Origin of the sequence: Rhizobium sp. AN73, from assembly GCF_030757975.1 — a bacterium.
Lineage (GTDB): Bacteria > Pseudomonadota > Alphaproteobacteria > Rhizobiales > Rhizobiaceae > Agrobacterium > Agrobacterium arsenijevicii.
The window spans coordinates 1,880,307-1,902,622 of record NZ_JARWME010000001.1 but is presented as its reverse complement, the minus strand read 5'-3'; the positions used below and the strand labels follow the sequence as shown (position 1 = coordinate 1,902,622).

At 60.2% G+C, this 22,316-nt stretch carries 16 protein-coding genes and 2 pseudogenes; 14 read left to right on the top strand and 4 right to left on the bottom strand.

Annotated elements, in window-relative coordinates; all coding sequences use genetic code 11:
• Window positions 1-185 precede the first annotated feature (185 nt).
• Window positions 186-2,179 (top strand): annotated as a pseudogene (locus tag RBH10_RS08475) (putative bifunctional diguanylate cyclase/phosphodiesterase).
• 73 nt (window positions 2,180-2,252) lie between these two features.
• Here the strand turns inward: RBH10_RS08475 and RBH10_RS08470 are convergent.
• The 3 genes from RBH10_RS08470 to RBH10_RS08460 all read right to left on the bottom strand — a co-directional run bounded on the left by RBH10_RS08470 (window position 2,253) and on the right by RBH10_RS08460 (window position 7,352).
• Window positions 2,253-3,329: an Ldh family oxidoreductase gene (locus RBH10_RS08470; protein WP_045020622.1), complete on the bottom strand. Its 1,077-nt coding sequence runs from the start codon at window positions 3,327-3,329 to the stop codon at window positions 2,253-2,255.
• Between the two features lie 340 nt (window positions 3,330-3,669).
• Window positions 3,670-4,248 (bottom strand): dihydrofolate reductase family protein, encoded by a 579-nt coding sequence (locus tag RBH10_RS08465; protein ID WP_281037435.1) that lies wholly within the window; start codon window positions 4,246-4,248, stop codon window positions 3,670-3,672.
• 392 nt (window positions 4,249-4,640) lie between these two features.
• Window positions 4,641-7,352 carry a DNA translocase FtsK gene (locus RBH10_RS08460; RefSeq protein WP_281037436.1) on the bottom strand — a complete coding sequence of 904 codons (2,712 nt, stop codon included), beginning with the start codon at window positions 7,350-7,352 and terminating at the stop codon, window positions 4,641-4,643.
• Window positions 7,353-7,727: 375 nt separating this feature from the next.
• On the opposite strand from RBH10_RS08460, the pseudogene RBH10_RS08455 reads away from it, so the two are divergent.
• The 9 genes and pseudogenes from RBH10_RS08455 (at window position 7,728) to RBH10_RS08415 (ending at window position 15,195) form a co-directional block, all read left to right on the top strand.
• Window positions 7,728-9,337 (top strand): annotated as a pseudogene (locus tag RBH10_RS08455) (ABC transporter substrate-binding protein).
• A gap of 9 nt (window positions 9,338-9,346) precedes the next feature.
• On the top strand, window positions 9,347-10,336 hold the full coding sequence (locus RBH10_RS08450) for an ABC transporter permease (RefSeq protein ID WP_281037438.1): 990 nt from the start codon (window positions 9,347-9,349) through the stop codon (window positions 10,334-10,336).
• Window positions 10,333-11,163 carry an ABC transporter permease gene (locus RBH10_RS08445; protein WP_281037439.1) on the top strand — a complete coding sequence of 277 codons (831 nt, stop codon included), beginning with the start codon at window positions 10,333-10,335 and terminating at the stop codon, window positions 11,161-11,163. Before RBH10_RS08450 ends, RBH10_RS08445 begins: the two co-directional genes overlap by 4 nt.
• Entirely contained in the window at window positions 11,160-11,963 is an 804-nt protein-coding gene (locus tag RBH10_RS08440) for an ABC transporter ATP-binding protein (protein ID WP_281037440.1), read from the top strand. The genes RBH10_RS08445 and RBH10_RS08440 overlap by 4 nt, the downstream gene beginning before the upstream one ends.
• Entirely contained in the window at window positions 11,960-12,745 is a 786-nt protein-coding gene (locus RBH10_RS08435; protein ID WP_281037441.1) for an ABC transporter ATP-binding protein, read from the top strand. The genes RBH10_RS08440 and RBH10_RS08435 overlap by 4 nt, the downstream gene beginning before the upstream one ends.
• Before the next feature lie 3 nt (window positions 12,746-12,748).
• Window positions 12,749-13,867, top strand: a complete 1,119-nt coding sequence (locus RBH10_RS08430; RefSeq protein ID WP_281037442.1) for an alanine--glyoxylate aminotransferase family protein — start codon at window positions 12,749-12,751, stop codon at window positions 13,865-13,867.
• Window positions 13,868-14,025: 158 nt separating this feature from the next.
• Entirely contained in the window at window positions 14,026-14,220 is a 195-nt protein-coding gene (locus RBH10_RS08425) for a hypothetical protein (protein ID WP_306180513.1), read from the top strand.
• Between the two features lie 67 nt (window positions 14,221-14,287).
• A complete protein-coding gene (locus RBH10_RS08420) occupies window positions 14,288-14,791 on the top strand; it encodes a helix-turn-helix domain-containing protein (protein ID WP_281037444.1) in 504 nt (167 codons plus the stop codon).
• Window positions 14,791-15,195 (top strand): VOC family protein, encoded by a 405-nt coding sequence (locus tag RBH10_RS08415; RefSeq protein WP_281037445.1) that lies wholly within the window; start codon window positions 14,791-14,793, stop codon window positions 15,193-15,195. The genes RBH10_RS08420 and RBH10_RS08415 overlap by 1 nt, the downstream gene beginning before the upstream one ends.
• A gap of 199 nt (window positions 15,196-15,394) precedes the next feature.
• Here the strand turns inward: RBH10_RS08415 and RBH10_RS08410 are convergent, their stop codons facing one another.
• The gene (locus RBH10_RS08410; RefSeq protein ID WP_281037446.1) at window positions 15,395-17,206 is read right to left on the bottom strand and encodes an IlvD/Edd family dehydratase; all 1,812 of its coding nucleotides are present in this window, start codon (window positions 17,204-17,206) and stop codon (window positions 15,395-15,397) included.
• 522 nt (window positions 17,207-17,728) lie between these two features.
• Between RBH10_RS08410 and ytfQ the strand changes: the two genes are divergently transcribed.
• The 4 genes from ytfQ (at window position 17,729) to yjfF (ending at window position 22,307) form a co-directional block, all read left to right on the top strand.
• On the top strand, window positions 17,729-18,688 hold the full coding sequence (gene ytfQ / locus RBH10_RS08405; RefSeq protein ID WP_082065878.1) for a galactofuranose ABC transporter, galactofuranose-binding protein YtfQ: 960 nt from the start codon (window positions 17,729-17,731) through the stop codon (window positions 18,686-18,688).
• Between the two features lie 75 nt (window positions 18,689-18,763).
• Window positions 18,764-20,287 (top strand): sugar ABC transporter ATP-binding protein, encoded by a 1,524-nt coding sequence (locus tag RBH10_RS08400; RefSeq protein ID WP_281037447.1) that lies wholly within the window; start codon window positions 18,764-18,766, stop codon window positions 20,285-20,287.
• Complete coding sequence (locus tag RBH10_RS08395) at window positions 20,287-21,330, top strand: ABC transporter permease (RefSeq protein ID WP_281037840.1); 1,044 nt, start codon at window positions 20,287-20,289, stop codon at window positions 21,328-21,330. Before RBH10_RS08400 ends, RBH10_RS08395 begins: the two co-directional genes overlap by 1 nt.
• On the top strand, window positions 21,327-22,307 hold the full coding sequence (gene yjfF, locus RBH10_RS08390; protein ID WP_281037448.1) for a galactofuranose ABC transporter, permease protein YjfF: 981 nt from the start codon (window positions 21,327-21,329) through the stop codon (window positions 22,305-22,307). The genes RBH10_RS08395 and yjfF overlap by 4 nt, the downstream gene beginning before the upstream one ends.
• Window positions 22,308-22,316 lie beyond the last annotated feature (9 nt).

Sequence of the window (22,316 nt, the reverse complement as noted above, 5' to 3'; positions counted from 1 at the left end):
GAGGAGAAAGCGGATACGCGATTTAGCGAAACTTAATGTTGCGAGCGTATGATGCGCTCTTCCTTTCCATGTTTCCCGCCCGCATGGGGAGAGATCGGCAGGAACTCGCGCTTAGCGCGAAAGTACACGGAAAAGTGGAATAAGCAGTTACTTGATAAAGTATACGCAACACTATGGGAAAGTGCATGAAGCACACATTAGGAGAGGTGAGTGGACAGCAAGAATATCGGCGGCCGGACTCCCGGTTTTCTGATGAACTTCTTGCCCTTTACCAGCAGGAAGGCGAACGCAGCCGCCGGGGTTCGATCAGGCAGGGCCTGTGGATCGCTGTTTTCATCTATCTGCTATTCGCCATTACCGACATCATTCTGGTACCCGACGTCGCTTTTTATACAATCATCGCACGACTTCTCGTTGTCACAACATCCCTGCTGACGCTGGAAATCCAGCTGCGCCTGGGTGCGAGCACCGCAGCACTCGACCTTACCTGCGCGACCGCGCTTGTCATGGGCTATATCGGCTGGCTGGTGCCCTCCTTTTGACCGATAATCTCGAAAACATGTCCTATTACATGGTTTTCGGGGCGATCTTCATGATGGGCGCCAATCTGTTTTTCACCTTCCGCTTCCATCTTTCGCTCGTGTCTTCGGGCATCATTCTCGTCACCTATTTCCTGGCGGCGACGCAATTTCCCGAAGATGCGTTCTACAAGTTCGCTTTCGGCACCTTCTATATCTCCTGCTTCGTCTTCACCTCTTACGTGAACTGGAACCTGAACCGGGAACGCTACCACGTCTTTCTCAACGGGCTGGAGGCAAAGGCCCAGCAGAAGGCGGCGGACGAGCGGGGGCAGGCGCTATTGCGGCTTTCGAACACCGACTCCCTGACCGGCCTGCAGAACCGCCGCGCTATCGACCAGCATCTGCGCCTGCTGTGGGACAATTGGAGCAAGAAGCAAGAAGGTTTCTCCGTCTTTCTGATCGATGTCGACTTCTTCAAGAAATACAACGACCGTTATGGCCACCAGGAAGGCGACAAGTGCCTGGTGACGGTGGGCAACGCCCTGCAGGACGCGATCATCGACCATGGCGCCTCTATCGGCCGTTATGGCGGTGAGGAGTTCATTGTTTTAGCGCCGTTCAAGTCCCGGCAGCAGGTCGGCGAACTTGCCGAAATCATCCGCCACACCGTCGAAGACCTGTCGCTTTCGCATGATCAGCGCCGCGACGGCACCTTCATGGTCACCGTCAGCATCGGTGCGTCCTTCACCCGCCCCAATCCGGACGGCAAGCTCGAAAAAATCATCAATGAGGCGGACCGGGCGCTTTATATCGCCAAGGCCAATGGCCGCAATTGCATGAAACTGTTCGATCCGGACGATCCGCAGACCAGCGACGAGACGGAAAACATCGCGGCACTTCTGAAAATCGCCGTCGCGGAAAACCTCGTTTCCCTCGTTTATCAGCCGATTCTCAACGTATCGACCAATGAGACGGCAGGGGCTGAAGCCCTGATGCGTCTTCGCCTGCTCGATGGCGGTTCCGTATCGCCCGGTATTTTCATCCCCATTGCCGAACGTACCGGCACGATCATGGAACTGGGCCTCTGGACCATCAAGACTGCCTGCCGGCAGATATTGGCCGACGACAAGGCGGCGGTGGTCAGCGTCAACGTATCACCGATGCAGCTGAAGAACCCCGGTTTTGCCACTTCGGTCGCAGCGATCCTCGTCGAGGCGGGGATTGGCGGCGGCAGGCTGGCCTTCGAAATCACCGAAGGTGTTGATATGGAGATGCATTCGGATGTGCTGCGTTGCCTCAACGACCTGAAGACGCTCGGCATCAAGATATGGCTGGACGATTTCGGAACCGGTTTCGCGGGCCTTTCCTGGCTGCGCATGACCGATTTCGATACCGTCAAGATCGACCGATCCTTCCTGCATGACAGCAAGACCCCGCGCGGCCGGGCGATGCTGCAGGACATGATCCGCCTTATCCGCAATCGCGGCCACAAGATCCTGATCGAAGGCGTGGAGACGGAAGAGCAGCTGCGGCTCGTGCGCCAGCTAGAGATCGATTATGCGCAGGGTTATTATATTGGACACCCGGTCGTAGCCGAAAGGTTGAACGTGACGGCGACGCCCTATCCGCGGCCCAACATGCTGCTGCGCCCCGCCTGACGGGGCGATGGTGGCGGCGAACCGCCGTCATCGGTACACCGCCTTAGAGCGTTTTCGCTTTTACTGGAAATGCCTAATGATAGGCGGGCGGAACGATCGAGAATTTTGCGGCAAACCCGTCAAACGCCGCCCGGGTGACGGGATCGACAGGCGCGCCTTCCCTCTCCCGCTTTGCCGCCACCGCCCATTCCCGGTCGCCCGGCGCCATAACCTTGCAATCCTCCCGGACCGGTGATTCCCGCAGCACCTCAAGGTAACGTTTCATCCCCTCGTCAAACACCTCGCGTTCAAGGAAGGCTTCCGGCTTCAGCGCCAGCACGAAGGCCCCGAGCCCGCGCGGTGTGGAAAAATCCGGCCCAGACATCGGCGCAAGATCGAAACTGAGCTTCATGCCGGTAAGGACAGCGCTGAATATCTCCACCATTCCCGCCAGCGCCGCGCCCTTGAAACCGAAGGCGCCGCCAAGAGGGGCAAGCATTTCGACGGCATGCGGGTTCTGCGTGTCGACACCATCGGCATCCGACGCGACGCCTTGCGGCAATTGCTGTTCCAGGCTGCGGTAAAGCAGAACGCGGTTATAGGGCACCGCACTTGTGGCCATGTCCAGGAGCCAGGGCATGTCATCGGCTGCCGGCACACCAACCGCAATGGGGTTGGTGCCGTGGAAACGCATCGCGCCATCATGCAGGCGCATGAAACTGTCGGAGTTGCAGAAGGCAAGGCCGATATATCCCCGCCGCGCCGCCTCCAGCACATAAGCGCCGGCCGGGCCGAAATGCGAGGAGTTCCTGATCGCAACTGCGCCGATACCGAATTTTTCCGCAAGCGCGGTGGCCCTATCCATCGCCGCATAGGTGGCGCGGGCGCCATGGGCATGGTCGGCGTCGATCGTCTCCACCGCGCCGAAACCGGACACGCGACTGATCTGTGGCCGTGGATTGAGACGCCCACCTTCCAGTCCTGCAACATAATGCGCAAGCAGCCGCACGCCGTGGCTGTCGACGCCCAACCGCGTGCCATGCATCATGGCGCGGGTCGCCGCGTCGGCCGTTTCGTCATCGGTACCGACTGCCAGGAAAACCGCGCGGCAGAACCGCTCCAACTCATCCAGCCTTGCCAGAACGGTGACATTTTCATTGCTGTGCGACATCAGGGAAACCTCCCGATTCCAGAATCCATGCCGCACAAGCTAGTCACGGGGCGCGTTTTTGCAATCGAATATCGCGCCTGAAACGCCAATCAATCAGCAGGCGCATGCAAACCGACTTTAGTGCCGTGCCTTGAGCAAATGCCGTGGCTTGTGATGCTCCCTCACGTCCGTCATTCCGGCCCTAAGCCGGAATCCTGCGCGATCAAGTCCCTGATTACGAAAGAATAGCTTCTCACGGCGTAGACGCGCCGTGGCTGGATGCCGGATCCAGGTCGCATCCTCATTAATTTTATTGCCGCGGAGAAAACCTCGCCCACGGCTGTGAAAACCCGACTATGCGCTATTCCTGCGTTGCGACTTGCGTCAAAGAGCGTCGGTAGTGCATGGCAACAACGCCGTTGCGGAGCGGCTTGGCTGAAACCAGTTTGAGCTGTCGCGCGCTCGGCAAGCCGCTCTCGTATAGAGTGGGGCCGTGGCCGGCGATCCTGGGGTGAACGAGGAACTTGTACTCGTCGATCAAATCCAGCCGATCCAGCTCAGTCGCGAGCTTGCCGCTACCAAGGAGCACGCCCGCAGGGGTCGCACCTTTAAGATTCTGCACGCCTGTTCGCAGATCACCGGCGATGTGGTGGCTATTGTTCCACGGGAAGTCGTTTCGCGTTGACGACACCACGTATTTCGGCTTGGCATCGAGTTTGACCGCCCACTCGCGCGTCGACGGCGGTACCTCCGCTTCGCCGCGGGCGACCGCTGGCCAGTAGCTCTCCATCATCTCGTAGGTGACGCGGCCCCACAGCATCGCCCCGCTCTCGTCCATGAGGCGGGTGAAGAAGGCGTGTGTCTCGCTGTCGGCGATACCTTCCTGGTGGTCGACACAGCCGTCCAGGGTGACGTTGGTGCTGAAGATCAATAGTCCCATGCGACAGGCATACAATCTTCCGATACCGCAGTCACGCGGTTCCTGTGGCTGTTGCGGGCGGCAGAACGGCTACTTGAGGTCGCATGTTCATAAGCGACAGGCAGATCGGCTGAGAACCGATTCAAACTCCGAAAGGAGTTTACGATGGCCCACGGCCGTTATGACCTGACTGAGTTTGAGTGGAATGTGATCAAGTAACATTTGCCGAACAGGGTGCCGGGCGTTTCGAGGGTAGATGAGCGGCGCGTGAACGACAGATACGCTCGGCTTACCTCGCCTTTGCAAAGCTTGGTGCTATCCGGCTATGGCTCAGGTTTTATGAGTCCACAGCCCGGTTCGGCATGACAAGGTTAAGGGAACTGCACAAGAGATCCCCAGAATCTATGCGCCTATCAGTCGTCCGCCCCCATGGGCTCGTAGGTATCACGCTCGCCGGCAATGATGGCGCGTTTGCCGACATGGTTGGCCGGGCCGACAATGCCTTCCTGCTCCATACGCTCGACCAGCGAGGCGGCACGATTGTAACCGACCGACAGGCGGCGCTGGATATAAGACGTCGAGCACTTCTTGTCGCGCATCACCACCTTCACGGCCTTTTCATAGAGGTCGTCGCTGTCGTCGTCGCCCATCGATGTCTTGTCGAAAACCGCCGTTTCCTCTTCAGCCTCGTCATCGGCCTCGTCGGCGTCTTCGGTGACGGTGCCGAGATATTCCGGGCGCCCCTGGGTTTTCAGATGCGCCACGACCTTTTCCACTTCCTCGTCCGATACGAACGGACCGTGGACGCGGGAGATGCGGCCGCCGCCCATCATGTGAAGCATATCGCCCTGGCCGAGCAGATGTTCCGCGCCCTGTTCGCCAAGAATGGTGCGGCTGTCGATCTTCGAGGTCACCTGGAAGGAGATGCGGGTAGGGAAGTTGGCCTTGATCGTGCCGGTGATGACATCGACGGACGGACGCTGGGTGGCCATGATGAGATGGATGCCGGCGGCGCGCGCCATTTGTGCCAAGCGCTGGATCGCACCTTCGATTTCCTTACCCGCGACCATCATCAGGTCGGCCATCTCGTCGACGATGACGACGATATAGGGCATGGCGGTGAGGTCCATTTCCTCCTGCTCGTAAACCGCCTCGCCGGTCGCGCGGTCGAAGCCGGTCTGTACGTTGCAGAACACCGTCTCGCCCTTGGCGCGGGCGGCAGCGGCCCTTGCATTATAACCGTCGATATTGCGCACACCAAGACGCGACATCTTGCGATAGCGGTCTTCCATTTCGCGCACGGCCCATTTCAATGCCATGACCGCCTTTTTCGGATCGGTGACCACAGGGGTCAGCAGATGCGGGATTCCGTCGTAAACGGAAAGCTCGAGCATCTTGGGGTCAACCATAATCAGGCGGCATTCCTCCGGCTTCAACCGGTAGAGCAGCGACAGGATCATGGTGTTGATGGCGACCGACTTGCCCGAACCGGTGGTGCCGGCAACGAGCAGATGCGGCATCTTCGCCAGTTCTGCAATCACCGGCTCGCCACCGATGGTCTTCCCGAGGCAAAGGGCGAGCTTCTGGCGGGTCTCACTGTAGTCAGTCGCTTCGATCAGCTCGCGCAGATAGACCGTCTCACGCACCGGATTGGGCAGCTCGATGCCGATTACGTTGCGGCCGGGCACGACGGCGACACGCGCCGAGAGCGCCGACATCGAGCGGGCGATATCGTCCGAGAGGCCGATGACGCGCGAAGATTTCACGCCGGGGGCGGGCTCGAACTCGTAAAGGGTCACAACGGGGCCGGGGCGAACATCGATGATCTCACCCTTGATGCCGAAATCTTCCAGCACGCTTTCCAGCAGGCCGGCGCTCTGTTCCAGCGCTTCCGGCGTCATCGTCGTGGTCTGCTGGACCCGGGCTTGCTGCAGAAGATCGATGGAAGGGTATTCGTATTCCCCGTCCGCAAAGATTGGCGCGTCCCGGAACATCGGCTGCGAAGCCTGAATGGGCGCGCGCGGCGTGAAACGCGGCTCGGTCACAGGCCTTTCCACCGGCTGAACCTGCTCCACTGGCCTCTGCGGCTCGGCAACCACGACCGCCTCCACGACGGGCTGTGGAGCGATCTCCGGTTCGGCGACCTGCATGGGCGCTGGGATCGCGGCCTGATGCACGCCGATTTCGCGGTAAAGCCTGATCGCGGAACCGCCGGGCACCCTGACGACGGGCGGTACGGCCGAAAGCCGGATGGTGGGGGCGACTGGAGATGCAGGGGCCACCGTCGTGGCAATCGCGGGCGCTGTCAGCGACGGGTTTGCGAGCACGGCGCGTGCAGAAGCGGGAAGGCCTTCGCCGGCGTCGCCCGGCAGATCGAGCGTCATCACTTCCCAGAAAAGCTCATCCGGCAGATGCGCGGCAAAGGCGGGAATGGATGCCTGCGACGTGGCGACCTGTTCGTCGGACGCAAACGGCACGGCGGGCAGCGGCTGAACGGGCGAAGACATTTCCGGCACCGGCGTTTCGAAGACGACGGCTGCAGCCGTCGGCTGTACCGGCATCAGGGCCGCAGCGGCAGCTTCTTCCGCCTGCTTGCGGGCAAGTTCCAGTCGCAATTTGTAAGTCAGCGCCCTTGCGCCACGCGCATCGGGCGGCTGCGGCAGAAACGGCATGCGTGGCGGCTGAATGCGCGGCTCCGGCGACTTTACGACCGGCGGAAGCGCGGCCTCCTGTTGCACGATAACCTCCGGCTGCTCGACCATCTCAGGTTCGACAGTTTCCGAAAGGACGGCGACGGGCACTTCTTCTTCCGCAAGATGCGGTGTCTCAACCGGCATGCGCCGATTGAAGGCGCTTTCCGGCGTACGGGTGAAACGGACATTCGGACCAAGCACGAAAGCATTCTGCCAGCCCGGCATTTCGGCACGGCCCTCGATGGCGTCGGCTGCGCTGACATCGGCATTCGGCCGGGGCGTAACACCCGCCTTCGTTACCGCCGCCTGCTCCTGACCGGCAAGAGCCTTGCCGCCGGCATGACGAGCCTTATCGCTCCCCTCCCCTACGCTATTGGACGAATTCTGGAATCTGGATCGGGAGAAGCTCATGGCAGCGTGCACACTCATCATAAACGTACATATTTCGGTCTCCCTGAAATAGAAAATAAAGGTTAATTACCCCTTTCCAAACGGGGTCGACGAGGCAGATTTTCGCTTTGCCCACAGGAGGAGCGCCGTACGAACCACCAGCAAAACGGCATTCCAAGCCTTTAAATTTATTATATAAAATCAAGTTTTCAGGCCGCTGCCCATGAACCGGCACGGTGGAAGAAAAGGTTATTGCAGCCGTAAAGCATATTGTTTCCGCAAACGGCCACGCAACGTAAAATCATTGCTGTAAAGCCCGCGAATTAACGTGGACACTGCTGCGGTTGCAGTCTTAAGATCGGGCAGGCCGCGGCCCCGCGGAAAGGCCCGCCCCGCCCTCATTCCGGAGTGAATTTCATGTCGCCAGTCCACCTGTCCCGCCGCTCGCTTCTCAAGACCTCGCTGCTTCTTGCCGCAACCACCGGGCTTGCGGGAATCGCTGCCGCGCAGCAGTCAAAGCCCGGCGGACGGCTGATCGTTGCGGCCGATCGGAACCTAAGAACCTCAACCCGGCCATCGTCGCTTCCAACGGCGTGTTCTATATCGCGAGCAAGATCGTCGAGCCGTTGGCGGAAGCCTCCTTCAACGGCAGGGATGGGCTGGAGCCACGGCTTGCGACGGAATGGCACGGATCCGAGGACGGTTTGAGCGCCACCTTCAAGCTGCGCGAAGGCGTAACCTGGCATGACGGCAAGCCCTTCACCTCGGCGGATGTGGCCTTTTCCGCGCTTTCGGTATGGAAGCCATTGCAAAATCTCGGACGACTGGTCTTCGCCAATCTTGAAAAGGTGGATACGCCGGATGACCACACGGCCATCTTCCACTTCTCCAAGCCCACTCCCTTCCAGCTCATCCGCAATGCGCTGCCGGTCGTTACCAGCGTCGTGCCGAAACATCTTTATGAAGGCACCGATATCGCCACCAACCCGGCCAATACCAAGCCGGTCGGCACCGGGCCTTTCGTTTTTGCGGAATATAAGCCCGGCGAATATTATCGCCTGACCCGCAACCCGAATTATTGGGGCAAGAACCAACCACAGCTCGACGAGATCATCTATCGCGTTCTGCCAGACCGGGCGGGCGCCGCCTCCGCGCTGGAAGCCGAGGAAATCCAGCTTGCCGCCTTTTCCGCCGTGCCGCTTGCCGATCTCGCCCGCATCGCCAAAGTGCCGGGCATCAAGGTCATCCCGGAAGGTTACGAAGCCCTCACCTATCAGCTCGTGGTGGAAATCAACCATCGCCGCAAGGAACTGGCCGATCTCAAGGTGAGAAAAGCCATTGCCCACGCTATCGACAAGAAATTCGTCATCGACAAGGTCTTCCTCGGTTACGCCACGGCATCGACCGGCCCTGTGCCGAAAAATGCGCCGCAATTTTATACCCGTGAGGTCGAGACCTATGATTTCGACGTCGCCAAGGCAAACGCCCTGCTGGACGAGGCGGGTTATGCGCGCGGAGCGAATGGAACACGGTTTTCGCTGAAGCTTCTGCCGGCACCTTACTTCAATGAAACCAAGCAGTTTGGCTCCTATCTTCGCCAGGCGCTGCAGGAAATCGGCATCGATGCCGAGTTGGTCAACAATGACGCCGCTGCGCACCAGAAAGCCGTCTACACCGACCACGCCTTCGATCTCGCCGTCGCGCCGCCGGTCTTCCGTGGTGATCCGGCGATCTCTACCACCATTCTCGTGCGCTCCGGCATCCCGGCGGGCGTCGGTTTCTCCAATCAGGGGGGTTACGAGAACAAGGCGCTCGACGCACTGATCGACAAGGCGGCGGAAACCGTGGACACGGCCGCTCGCACGGTACTCTACAAGGACTTCCAGAAACAGGTCGCGGCCGATCTTCCGCTGATCAACGTTGCCGAATGGGGCTTCATCACGGTGGCGCGCGATACGGTCAAACATGTCGCCAGCAATCCCCGCTGGGCCGTTTCCAACTGGGCGGATACAGTGGTCGATACCTGAGGACACGCCGTGAGACGCACGGCGACATTGCTGCGACGAAGAGCGGTCAGCGCCATTCCGGTGCTGCTGATCGTTCTCATCTTCACCTTCGTCCTGCTTGAAAACGCATCCGGCGACGCGGTCGATGCCTATCTCGTGTCCATCGGCGGCGGCGATGCCGGGCTGCGGGATGCGTTGCGCGAGCAATATGGGCTGAACGGTTCGGTTCTCGCCCGCTTCTGGCTCTACGCCAGCTCGGTGCTACGGCTCGATTTCGGCTGGTCGCTTGCCTTCGATCGGCCGGTGCTGGGGCTGATCCTCGAGCGGCTGCCGAATACGTTGCTGCTGATGGGCAGCGCCACGGCACTCGCCTTCATCACCGGCACCGCACTCGGCATCGTTGCGGGCGCGCGTCCGGGCGGGCTGACAGACCGGGTGCTCTCCGCCTTGTCACTGGCGCTTTATGCCACGCCCGGATTCTGGCTGGGCCTCGTGCTTGCCATCGTTTTTGCCGTGCAGCTGCGATGGCTCCCGACATCCGGCATCGAAACCATCGCCTCGGGGAAACAAGGGCTTGCAAGGGCGCTCGACATTGCGCGCCATCTCGTCCTGCCGGTTGCCAGTCTCGGGTTGATCTATTTGGCGCTTTTCCTGCGCGTCATGCGCACCGCCATGGCGGCCATCTGGCCGCTGGATTTCGTGCTGTTCGCCAAAGCCAAGGGCCTTTCGAGACGGAGGATCGTGCTGCGCCATGTCGCCCGCAATGCCGCCCTGCCGCTCGTCACCGTACTCGGCCTGCAAGCGGCCACCATGCTCGGCGGCAGCGTTGTCATAGAGAGTGTCTTTGCCATTCCCGGCTTCGGTCGGCTGGCGCAGGAAGCAGTCAGCGGCCGCGATACGCCGCTGTTGATGGGCATCATCCTGACGAGTGCCGTCTTCGTCATCCTCGTCAATCTTGCCGTCGATATTCTCTATTCCGTTCTCGATCCGCGCATCGGCAGCGGGGAGCAGCAGGCATGAGTTTCACTCTCCGGCTCCTGCGCAGTTTCGAAGGTGCAACAGGCGTCATCATTCTGATGCTGCTTGCTGTGACGGCGCTCGCTGCGCCCTTCGTCTTTCCCGGCGATCCGCTATCGATCGTCGGCGAGCCGCTCATCGCGCCCTTCACGGACGCCGCCTTGCCTCTCGGCACCGACCGGCTGGGCCGAGATGTGCTGGCCGGACTTGCCCATGGTGCGCAGGCCTCCCTGCTCGTCGGCATCGGTGCCGCGGCTGCGGCTCTCATGATCGGCACCGTCATCGGCACCATTGCCGGATTTGCCGGCGGCCTCGTCGACGAAGCGCTGATGCGTGTTACCGACGCCTTCCAGATCGTGCCGAATTTCCTGCTGGCGCTTGCCTTCGTCAGCACCATCGGCCCCTCCATGCCCATCGTCATCCTTGCGATTGCGCTCGGCGCCTGGGCGGATCCGGCGCGGCTGATGCGGGCGCAGGTCTTGAGCATCCGCGAGCGCGATTATGTGCAATCCGCCCGCGCCATCGGCATGCATCCGCTGGAGATAGCCTTCCGGCAAATCCTGCCCAACGCCCTGCCGCCGGTACTGGCGCTTGCCGCCATCATCGTCGCCGCCGCCATCCTCACCGAAGCAGCACTCTCTTTCCTCGGCCTCGGTGACCCGAATATCGTCACATGGGGTTCGATGATCGCGGAAGGACGCAATGTCCTGCGGTCTGCGGCGTTTCTTTCCGTCATCCCCGGCATCGGCCTTCTGGTCACGGTCCTCGGCGTCTATCTTCTCGCAGAAGGCATCAACAAAGCGATGGCGACACGGAAGGAAACGCCATGAGTGGCAATGCACTCTGCCGGATCGACGACCTTGGCGTCCGCTATGCGGCGGGCGATGCACCGGCGCTGCAGGATGTTTCGCTGACGATCCGGCAGGGACAGAGGCTGGCGATCATCGGCGAAAGCGGCTCGGGCAAATCGACGCTCGCCAAGGCCATTGCCGGGCTGCTTCCCGCCGATGCGCGGGTTGCCGGTGATATCTCCTGGAGCCGCGACAGTGGTCTTTTCCCGGACAGGCCACTGCCCGGGCGCGATATCGGTTACATCTTTCAGGATACCGGCGCGACGCTGAACCCGGTTCTGACCATCGGTGAGCAGGTGGGGGAAGGTGCCGTGCGGCATCTTGGCCTTTCATGGGGCCAAGCGCGGGATCTTGCCCGCGACCTTCTCGAACGGGTGCGGTTGCCGCATCCATCGCATCTCCTCGCCGCCTATCCGCACCAGCTTTCCGGCGGGCAAAGACAGCGCGTGGCGATTGCCGCCGCCATTGCCGCACATCCTGCAATCCTGATCGCCGACGAGGCGACGAGCGCGCTCGACACGGTGAGCCAGGCCGCCATCGCCGCCCTGCTGGATGGTCTGGTACGCGACGAAGAAAGAACACTGGTGTTCATCACCCATGATATCGGCCTCGCCTCCAGCCTTGCCGACGAGATTGCGGTTCTGCGGGCGGGACTGCTGGTGGAACACGGCACGACCCGGCAGGTGCTCTCCGCCCCTGCACATGACTATACGCGTGCGCTGCTCTCCGACTATCTCGATCTCTCCACCCCGCCTCTTATCAATGAGGCCGTGTCATGAATGAGGCCCTTCTGAGCGTCGAAGACCTCTCAAAGACCTACCGGACCGGCGGACGCACGGTAGAAGCACTTTCCGATATCTCCTTTTCGCTTCAGCCCGGCGAGACGCTGGGGCTTGCCGGCCCCTCCGGCTGCGGGAAATCGACATTGGCGCGCATCCTGATGCGGCTGATCCCGGCCGATGAAGGCATCGTTCGTTTTGAGAATCGCGACTGGCTGGCGCTGAACGGTAGTGAACTGCGCACTGCCCGGCGGCACATGCAGATGGTGTTTCAGGATACCCATGGCGCGTTCAATCCACGCGCCAGCGTCGAGGACGCCATAGACGAGCCGCTACGCATCCATCGCGTCGTCGAAAGACGCGCGCGTCCGGCGGAAATCCGCCGTCTTCTCGACCGTGTCGGCCTGCCCGCCAACTATGCCGGCCGCTCCGTCTTCGAGCTTTCGGGCGGGCAGCGGCAGCGCGTGGCGATTGCACGCGCCATCGCACTCAAGCCATCCCTTCTCATTCTCGACGAAGCCGTTTCGGCGCTGGATGTTTCCATCCGCCGGCAAATCCTCGAACTGTTGGTGGAAATACAGCGGGAGACGGCCGTCGCCTGTATTTTCGTTTCCCACGACCTCGCAGTCATTCGAGCCGTCTGCCATCGCGTCGCCATCATGGAGGCGGGGCGTATCGTCGAAATCGGCAGGACCGGAAATATCGTTTCCGCGCCGCAATCCTCGACCGCCAGAACCCTGATCGAGGCCGCACCGCGGCTCACCATCACCACGCAAGGATAAGATATGCCCGCCCCGGATTACGCATTGCTGCTCGACCCGCCCGCCTTTCCTGCAGAGCGTTATGCCGTTCTGGCCGACCGGCTGGCAGCTTTGATGGGCACGAAGAACGACGTGCTGCTGATACAGGCGGAGGCCGTGCTGGCGCTGGAGGCAGCGGCGACCAGCCTCGCGCGGCCGGGCCTCAGAGCGCTCAACATCGTCACCAGCCCCTATGGCGCATGGTTCGGCGGCTGGCTGGAAAGAGGCGGTGCCACGGTGCGCAACCTGACTGCCACCCCGGCAAAGCCGATCGCAGTTCACGAGGTCGAGCGGGTGTTGAACGAGGAACAAGGTTTCGACCTTCTCTCCATCGTCCATGCGGAATCGGCAAGCGGCATTCTCAATCCCCTGCCCGCCATAGCCGCGCTTGCGAAGGACAGAGGCATCGTCACCCTCGTTGATGCCGTAGCCTCCATCGGCGGCCATGCCTTCGATGTAGACCGACTCGACATTGATATCGCAGTCATCGGCCCGCAAAAGGCGCTGGCAGGACCGGCAGGCGTATCTGCCGTCTCCGTCAGCCAGAGGGCGTGGGAGCTTCTTTCCCATGGCACCGCACCGGAAAACTCCATGCTTTCGCTTCTCGACCAGAAGAAACTCTGGCTTGATACCGGCCGCGGCGCGCTGCCCGGAACACCGGCGCCGCTGGAATTCTACGCGCTGGAAGCGGCACTTGACCGGATAGAGGCCGAGGGTCTCGCATCCGCCAATGAACGCCACGAACGGGCGGCAGCAGCCACCCGCAACGGCATTGCAGCGCTCGGCATCGCAACATGGGCGGAAGAACCCCACGCGTCTGTCCTGGTTTCCTCGGCGATCTTGCCGGACACGGTGGATACCGGCGCGTTTCTTGCGGCTGCGTCCAAAGAGCAAGGTGCTGATATTTCCGGCGGCGTCGGCCCCGGCGCGGAACGGCTGATACGGCTCAATCATACCGGCCGACGCGCGAACCCGGATGCGGTGAAAGCCAATATCGTGGCCGTCTCAAGCGCCTTGAAAAACCTAGGCCACACAGCAGACACCGATTCCGCGCTGGAAGCGGCCGAAAAGAGCTATTCCGACACCTCAACAAAGGGTCTTTGACGGCGCAGATAAACGTTCATTGCGCGAAATCCGTCACCGGCGGAACGTCAGTCACGACATTGTTGTTAAAAATGGTAGACAAATTCCTCGGCCAATCTTGACGAAATCATGGCAACGCGCGAAACTTAACGCAACGTTAACTCGCGTGAAGAAGGGAAATGGCCATGGTAGCAGGGTTCAATATGCTCTCCTTTGACCTCTTTGGCATCGGCCGAAGAACACCCGTCATGAACGAGCGGGTCGAGAAGGATTTGCAGGACAGGACACCACGCAGACCCGACGACGAACAGCACGATGACGACCGTGACCAGGAATACGAACTGTTCTTCTGGTCGCTTTATCCGGTGATCTGAGTGTCTCACGGCGGCCCACAGGGTACGAACCTTGCCAAGGACCGCCGGTTCATTCAATGATTGGCGCATGCGCCGGTCCGGAAATGAAAAAAGCTCTGCAAACAGAGACCTGAAACTCCTGCGCCGACTTCTGCGCGCCAGGGATCATATGGACGCGGCGCCCCATGAGGCGTGGCCTGTTTCACGCCTTGCAAGTGTCAGCGGCGCCTCGCAGGCCCACTTCGCAAGATCTTTTCGAGATGCTTTCGGCATACCCCCTCACCGCTATCTGCTGACCCGCAGGGTCGAGCGTGCCGCTGCACTATTGCGTGACACGGACCTTCCCATCATCGAAATCGCTTTAGAGACCGGCTGGAACAGCATCGGTACTTTCGGTCGCGTTTTCCGTGACGTGACCGGGGAAAATCCGAGTGAACTGCGGCGGCGGATGCGGGCTGCACCGGGTGATCTTGAGCAGGTTCCCCATTGCTTCGTGAGCGCTGCGCATCGCCCCCACCTCAAAATGGCAGTTTCGGAGAAGCGCCGGCAGACGGAAAGCGATAGGCACGACGAGCGAAACGGAGATATCTGATGAAAAATGGTGTTCAGGTTGTCGGGCTTTATGTTCTTGATCAGGACGAGGCGCTGCAGTTCTATGTCGAGAAACTTGGATTTCGTGTGCATACGGACGCGCGCAACGGCGATTATCGCTGGCTGACCGTCCAGCACCCGGACCAGCCGGACTTTCAGCTGGGTCTGTTCCGGCCGCAGGCTCCAGTCGTTGATGACGCAACGGTACAGGATCTGATGGAAGCCGTGGCCAAAGGCGCAATGCCGCCTCTGGTTCTGGTGGTCGATGATTGTCAGGCCGCCTTTGACGTCATGCACAAACGCGGCGTCGAATTCACCCAGGAACCGATCGCCCGCTACGGCTCCGTCGATGCGAGCTTCCGCGATCCTTCCGGCAATGGCTGGAAGCTCGTTCAGGCGCGCTGAGTCGCGTCCTATATGAAAAAGCCATCGGGTCCAACAAGGGACTAGACAGGTGAGCGACGAGACGCCGTTCGCCTTGACCGCCCGGGATATTCCAGTGGTTCTGAAGTCCGGATAATCAATCGAAGATACAAAAATGTTTCAGCCCCGGAGTGAACCCCGGGGCTGATGGAAAAAAGAGGTCAGCCGAACTGGCCTCACCTTAGTGGTTGTCGCGCGGCAGGCCCTTGGTCTGGGCGATGCGCTGATACTTCACGGCCGGTTCCAGAACCGCGCCGGTTTCCATCTGGCTGACGATGCCGCGCTGGATTTCTTGCCATGGCGTCTGGTGATCGGGGAACTTGAAACCGCCCTCGGCCGCCAGCGTCTCGTAACGCTTGGCGAGTTCTTCGCCGGAGATCAGGATATCGGCACGGCCGCGACCCACGTCGACGCGAACGCGGTCACCCGTCTGCAGAATGGCAAGACCGCCACCGGCCGCCGCTTCCGGAGAAGCGTTGAGGATGGACGGGCTGCCCGACGTGCCGGACTGGCGACCGTCACCGATGCAGGGCAGCGAATTGATGCCTTCCTTCAGCAGATAATCCGGCGCGCGCATGTTCACCACTTCCGCCGCACCCGGATAACCGATCGGGCCGGCGCCGCGCATGAACAGGACGGTGTTGGCGTCGATCTTCAGCGACGGGTCGTCGATGCGGTGGTGGTAATCCTCCGGACCGTCGAACACCACGGCACGGCCTTCGAAGGCTTCCGGATCGTTCGGGTTGGAGAGATAACGGTTGCGGAACTCTTCCGAGATCACGCTCGTCTTCATGATGGCGGAGGAGAACAGGTTGCCACGCAGAACGCGGAAGCCTGCACGCTCCTTGAGCGGCTGGTCGTAAGGACGGATGACCTTTTCGTCTTCGATAATGGCACCACGGCAATTGTCGCCGATGGTCTTGCCGTTGACGGTCATCGCGTCTTCCATGATGAGCCCCTGGGTCATCAGCTGGTTGACGACTGCCGGAACGCCGCCGGCATGGTAATAATCCTCACCGAGATATTCGCCGGCCGGCTGCAGGTTGACGAGCAACGGCACGTCTTCGCCATAGGTCTGCCAGTCATCGACGGTCAGTTCGACGCCGACATGGCGTGCTAGGCCGTTCAGGTGAATCGGCGCGTTGGTGGAGCCGCCGATGGCCGAGTTGACGCGAATGGCGTTGATGAAGGCATCCTTGGTCATGATATCGGAAGGCTTCAGGTCTTCCCTGACCATGTCGACGATGCGCAGGCCGGTCAGGTAGGAGACTTCCTGACGGTCACGGTAAGGTGCCGGAATGGCAGCGGAACCCGGAAGCTGCATGCCGAGTGCTTCGGCGAGCGAGTTCATCGTTGTCGCCGTGCCCATGGTGTTGCAATAACCGGTGGAGGGCGCGGACGAAGCGACGAGCTTCACGAAGCCCTGATAATCGATCTCGCCCTTGGCCAGAAGTTCGCGGGCCTTCCAGACGATAGTGCCTGAACCGGTGCGCTCGCCACGGAACCAGCCGTTCAGCATGGGGCCGACGGAAAGGGCAATCGCGGGAATGTTAACGGTGGCCGCCGCCATAAGACAGGCAGGCGTGGTCTTGTCGCAGCCGATGGTCAGAACGACGCCGTCGAGCGGATAGCCATAAAGCACTTCCACGAGGCCGAGGTATGCGAGGTTACGGTCGAGACCGGCGGTCGGACGCTTGCCGGTTTCCTGGATCGGATGCACCGGAAACTCGATGGCGATGCCACCAGCTTCACGGATACCTTCGCGCAGGCGGTTAGCCAGCTCCAGATGGTGGCGGTTGCAGGGCGAAAGGTCCGAGCCGGTCTGCGCAATGCCGATGATCGGGCGGTCGGACTGAAGCTCTGCCTGGCTCAGGCCGAAGTTCATATAACGCTCGAGATAAAGCGCTGTCATATCCGCATTGGCGGGGTTATCGAACCACGCGCGCGAACGAAGCTTGCCTTGGGTTGCGGGCAGATTGTCGGATTTGGTCATGATGCGGTCTCCAGCCGGAAGTGGCCAACGGTAAAATATTACGAAATGCGACAAGCTTATGTTGTGCGCAAGGAAAATGGAATCAGCTTTCGGAGATCACGCATAACCGACAGTGAGAGCCCAGACGAGTAGGCTTGGGCTGCTCTGCGGCTTTAACCGAATATTTTTCGGCATTTACGGCCATCACGGAACTGCGCAAAGGAATATTCCTCCCTGTTTCGCCGGTTAAACCCTGATCATGCGACCCAAAAAACCCGACAAAAAACATCTTCTTATTTGTATTACTATTAGAAATCTCTGCATCCTGTCAAGCGATATAGCGTTTGGCACAGCGGTGATATCAGTTGTTTAAACCAGAAACCGTGAACTATTTATTATATTGATTTCATTTGTTTTATTTAAAAATCTCCCAGCTCTGCCGTCACTTTAAAATTGAAATATGTGAAAATCCCTCTTTTCAAGAGTATTACTATATGCTCATAGTGTCTCCGTCACGCTGACATCATCTCTGGGAGGATTAAGATGAGAAAAGCTCTCGCGACAGTCACTGTCGCCGTTTCGCTGTGCCTTGCATCCAGTGTTTCCGCAAAATCGCTCACCGTCGGCTTCTCGCAGATCGGTTCGGAATCCGGCTGGCGCGCGGCCGAAACCACTGTCACCAAACAGCAGGCCGAAAAGCGCGGCGTCACGCTGAAATTCGCCGACGCGCAGCAGAAGCAGGAAAACCAGATCAAGGCCGTTCGCGGCTTCATCGCACAGGGCGTCGATGCGATCCTAATCGCACCTGTCGTCGCAACCGGCTGGGACGCCGTGCTGAAGGAAGCCAAGGAAGAAAAAATCCCTGTCATCCTGCTCGATCGCCAGATCGAAGCGCCGGATGATCTTTATCTGACCGCGGTTACCTCGGACCAGGTGCATGAAGGCAAGGTTGCCGGCGACTGGCTGGTAAAGGATGTCGGCTCGAAGGACTGCAAAGTGGTCGAATTGCAGGGCACGACCGGCTCTTCGCCTGCCATCAACCGCAAGAAGGGCTTCGAGGAAGCCATCGCTTCGCACAAGAACATCAAGATCGTGCGCTCGCAGACGGGTGACTTTACCCGTACCAAGGGCAAGGAAGTGATGGAAAGCTTCATCAAGGCCGAAGGCGGCGGCAAGGATATCTGTGCCGTGTACGCCCATAATGACGACATGGCCGTTGGCGCAATCCAGGCCATCAAGGAAGCCGGTCTGAAGCCCGGAAGCGACATCAAGGTCGTGTCCATCGATGCCGTGCCCGATATCTTCAAGGCCATGGCCGCCGGTGAAGCCAATGCGACGGTGGAACTGACGCCCGACATGGCCGGCCCTGCCTTCGACGCTCTCGAAGCCTATCTGAAAGACAAAAAGGCACCGGCGAAGTGGATTCAGACTGAATCCAAGCTCTACACAGCGTCTGACGACCCGATGAAGGTCTACGAGGCAAAGAAGGGTCTGGGTTACTAATAACCTTTTCTTCGGAAGGAGCGGCACGTCGTGCGTGCCGCTCCGTTACAGCTTCTTTCATGCAGGGCCTGCGCAATGTCCGAAACGGCACCACTTCTGGAAGCACGCGCCATCGGTAAATCCTTTTTGGGGATCACGGCGCTGGACAGCGTCGATTTTTCGCTCGGACGCGGTGAAATTCACGCGCTTCTCGGCGAAAATGGCGCGGGCAAATCGACACTCATCAAAATACTGACCGGCGTTTACCACCGCGACAGCGGCTCGATCTTTCTGGAGGGTGGCGAGATATCGCCCGCCAATGTCGGTGAGGCGCAGGCGCTTGGTATTGGCACGGTCTATCAGGAAGTGAACCTTCTCGAGAATCTCACCGTTGCCGAAAACCTCTTTCTTGGCCGCCAGCCGCACCGCTTCGGGCTGATCGACCGGGCTACGATGCAGAAGAAATCGCAGGCGCTGCTTTCCCAGTACGGACTTTCGATCGACGTCAACGCCCTCCTTTCCAGCTATTCCGTCGCCATCCGCCAGATCATCGCCATCGCCCGCGCCGTCGATCTTTCCGGCAAGGTGCTGGTGCTGGACGAGCCGACCGCCAGCCTTGATGCCCATGAGGTCGAGATGCTGTTCGGCGTGTTGCGGAAATTGCGCGCCCGCGGTATCGGCATCGTCATCATCACCCACTTCCTCAACCAGGTTTACGATATCGCCGACCGGGTGACGGTTCTGCGCAACGGCCGCCTCGTCGGCACCCGCGACATCGGCAACCTGCCGAGATCCGAACTCATCGCGATGATGCTGGGCCGCGAGCTTCAGCACATCACCCACGAACATCAGGCGACTGACGATACTGTTGCCGAAGGCGAGCCGCCGATCCGTTTTGAAAGTTACGGCAAACGCGGCAGCATCGCCCCCTTCGATCTTGGTATTCGCCCCGGCGAAATCGTCGGCGTCGCCGGTCTCTTGGGTTCCGGCCGAACGGAAACGGCTTTCCTGCTGTTTGGCATCGACAAGCCCGATACCGGCAAGGCCACGATAGACGGGAAAACGATTGCCATTTCCTCGCCCGAAGCCGCGATCACTGCCGGGTTCGGTTTTTGCCCGGAGGAGCGCAAGACGGATGGTATCATCGGCGACTTTTCCGTGACCGACAATATCGCACTGGCGCTTCAGGCCCGTCAGGGCTGGGCGCGGCCGCTTTCGCGCCGGCAGAAGGCGGAGCTTGCCGAAAGCTTCATCAAATCGCTCGACATCCGCCCGGCCGATCCCGACCGGCCGATAAAATTCCTGTCCGGTGGCAACCAGCAAAAGGCCATTCTGGCACGCTGGCTTGCCACCCATCCCCGGCTTCTGATCCTCGATGAGCCGACCCGCGGCATCGATATCGGCGCCCATGCGGAAATCCTCAAAATGATCGAAAAACTCTGTACCGAGGGCATGTCGCTCGTGGTCATCTCGTCCGAACTGGAAGAACTGACCGCTGTTGCGCACCGCGTCGTCGTACTGTCCGACCGTCGCCATGTCGGAGAGCTGAAGGGCAGCGAAGTAACCGCCGACAACATCATGCGGGCGATTGCGGATGCGGCCCGCACGGAGGCGGCATGATGGTGGCTGTGACACGACGCCTGAAAAGGCTTGCTCCCCAGCTCGCTGCCCTCTTCATCATTCTGGCAGCGATTACAATCATTTCTCCCGGTTTTCTGAACGTTTCGTTCCAGAACGGCAGGCTCTACGGCAGTCTGATGGATATTCTCGTGCGCGCCGCCCCCGTGGCGCTCCTGACCATCGGCATGACGCTGGTGATCGCCACCAAGGGCATCGATCTGTCGATCGGCGCGGTGATCGCCATTTGCGGCGCGGTGGCGGCAACGCTCATCAGCAACGGCCATTCCATCCCCACCGTCATCGCCATCTCGCTTGCTGTCGGCATCGCCTGCGGCCTGTGGAACGGGGTGCTGGTCGCCCTGCTCGATATCCAGCCGATCATCGCCACGCTGATCCTGATGGTGGCGGGACGCGGCATCGCCCAGCTCATTACCGAAGGCGTCATCCTCACCTTCAACGATGACAGCTTTTCCGCCATCGGCTCCGGCTCCTTTGCCGGCATTCCCCTGCCCGTCATCATTTGGGTGGCGGCAGCGCTGGTGATCGGCGTTCTGGTACGCAAGAGCGCGCTCGGCTTTCTGATCGAGGCCACCGGCATCAATCGCCGCGCGGCGGCACTTGCCGGGGTGCGGGCACGCTTCCTGCTGTTTTTCGTCTATGCCGTTTCCGGTCTCTGTGCGGCTATCGCCGGCATGATCGTCACGGCTGATATTCGCGGCGCGGATGCCAACAATGCCGGGCTGTGGCTGGAACTCGACGCCATCTTGGCGGTGGTGATCGGTGGTACATCTCTGAATGGCGGCCGCTTCTCCATCACCGCATCGCTCATCGGCGCGCTCATTATCCAGACCATCAATACCGGCATTCTGGTCTCCGGTTTCCCGCCGGAGTTCAATCTCATCATCAAGGCGGGCATCATCATGGTGGTCCTGACACTGCAATCACCGGCGATCATGGCGGTTCTGGGCTTCGTCAAAACACCCAAGCCGCATGCTAAACCGGCCACCGCCAACGGAATGACCAAGGAAGGTACCGCGCGATGATCCACAGCCGCAATCTTCCGTTCCTCACCACCCTGACGATCTTCCTCATCGCCTATCTTCTGTGCGTGCTGCAATATCCGGCGATCCTGTCGACGCGAGTGATCGGCAATCTTTTGACCGACAATGCCTTTCTCGGCATCGCTGCCGTCGGCATGACATTCGTGATCCTGTCGGGCGGCATCGATCTGTCCATCGGCTCGGTCATCGCCTTTACCAGCGTCTTCGTGGCTGTCATGGTCGGCACCTATAATATTCACCCGCTTTTGGCCTTCGCCATCGTGCTTGTGGTTTCGACCCTGTTCGGCTGTCTGATGGGGGCGATGATACGCTTCCTGTCGATCCCGCCTTTCGTGGTGACGCTGGCGGGCATGTTTTTGGCGCGCGGTGCGGCCTATCTGATCTCCACGCAATCCGTGCCGATCTCGCACCCGTTCATCGACGCGATTCAGGGCTTTTATTACCGCTTTCCGGGCGGCGGCAGGCTGACGGCTCTCGCCATACTGATGCTTATCGTTTTTGCCGTCGGCATGCTGATTGCCAGCCGCACACGCTTCGGTGCCAATATCTATGCGCTTGGCGGCAACCCGCAATCGGCCGAGCTCATGGGCGTGCCGATCGGGACGACGACAATCGGCATCTATGCGCTTTCCGGTTTCCTCTCCGGCCTCGCCGGCATCGTCTACACGCTCTACACTTCTTCCGGCTATTCGCTGGCGACAGTGGGTGTGGAGCTGGATGCCATCGCAGCCGTTGTCATCGGTGGTACGCTTCTGACCGGGGGCATGGGGCTGGTGGCTGGAACTTTCGTCGGCCTGCTGATCCAGGGGCTGATCCAGACCTACATCGTTTTTGACGGAACGCTGTCATCCTGGTGGACCAAAATCGTCATTGGCGTGCTGCTTTTCGTCTTCATCGTGTTGCAGCGCGCAATCATCTGGTATTCAAACAGGAGACTGGCCGGACCACATCCGGCATAACCAGCACGG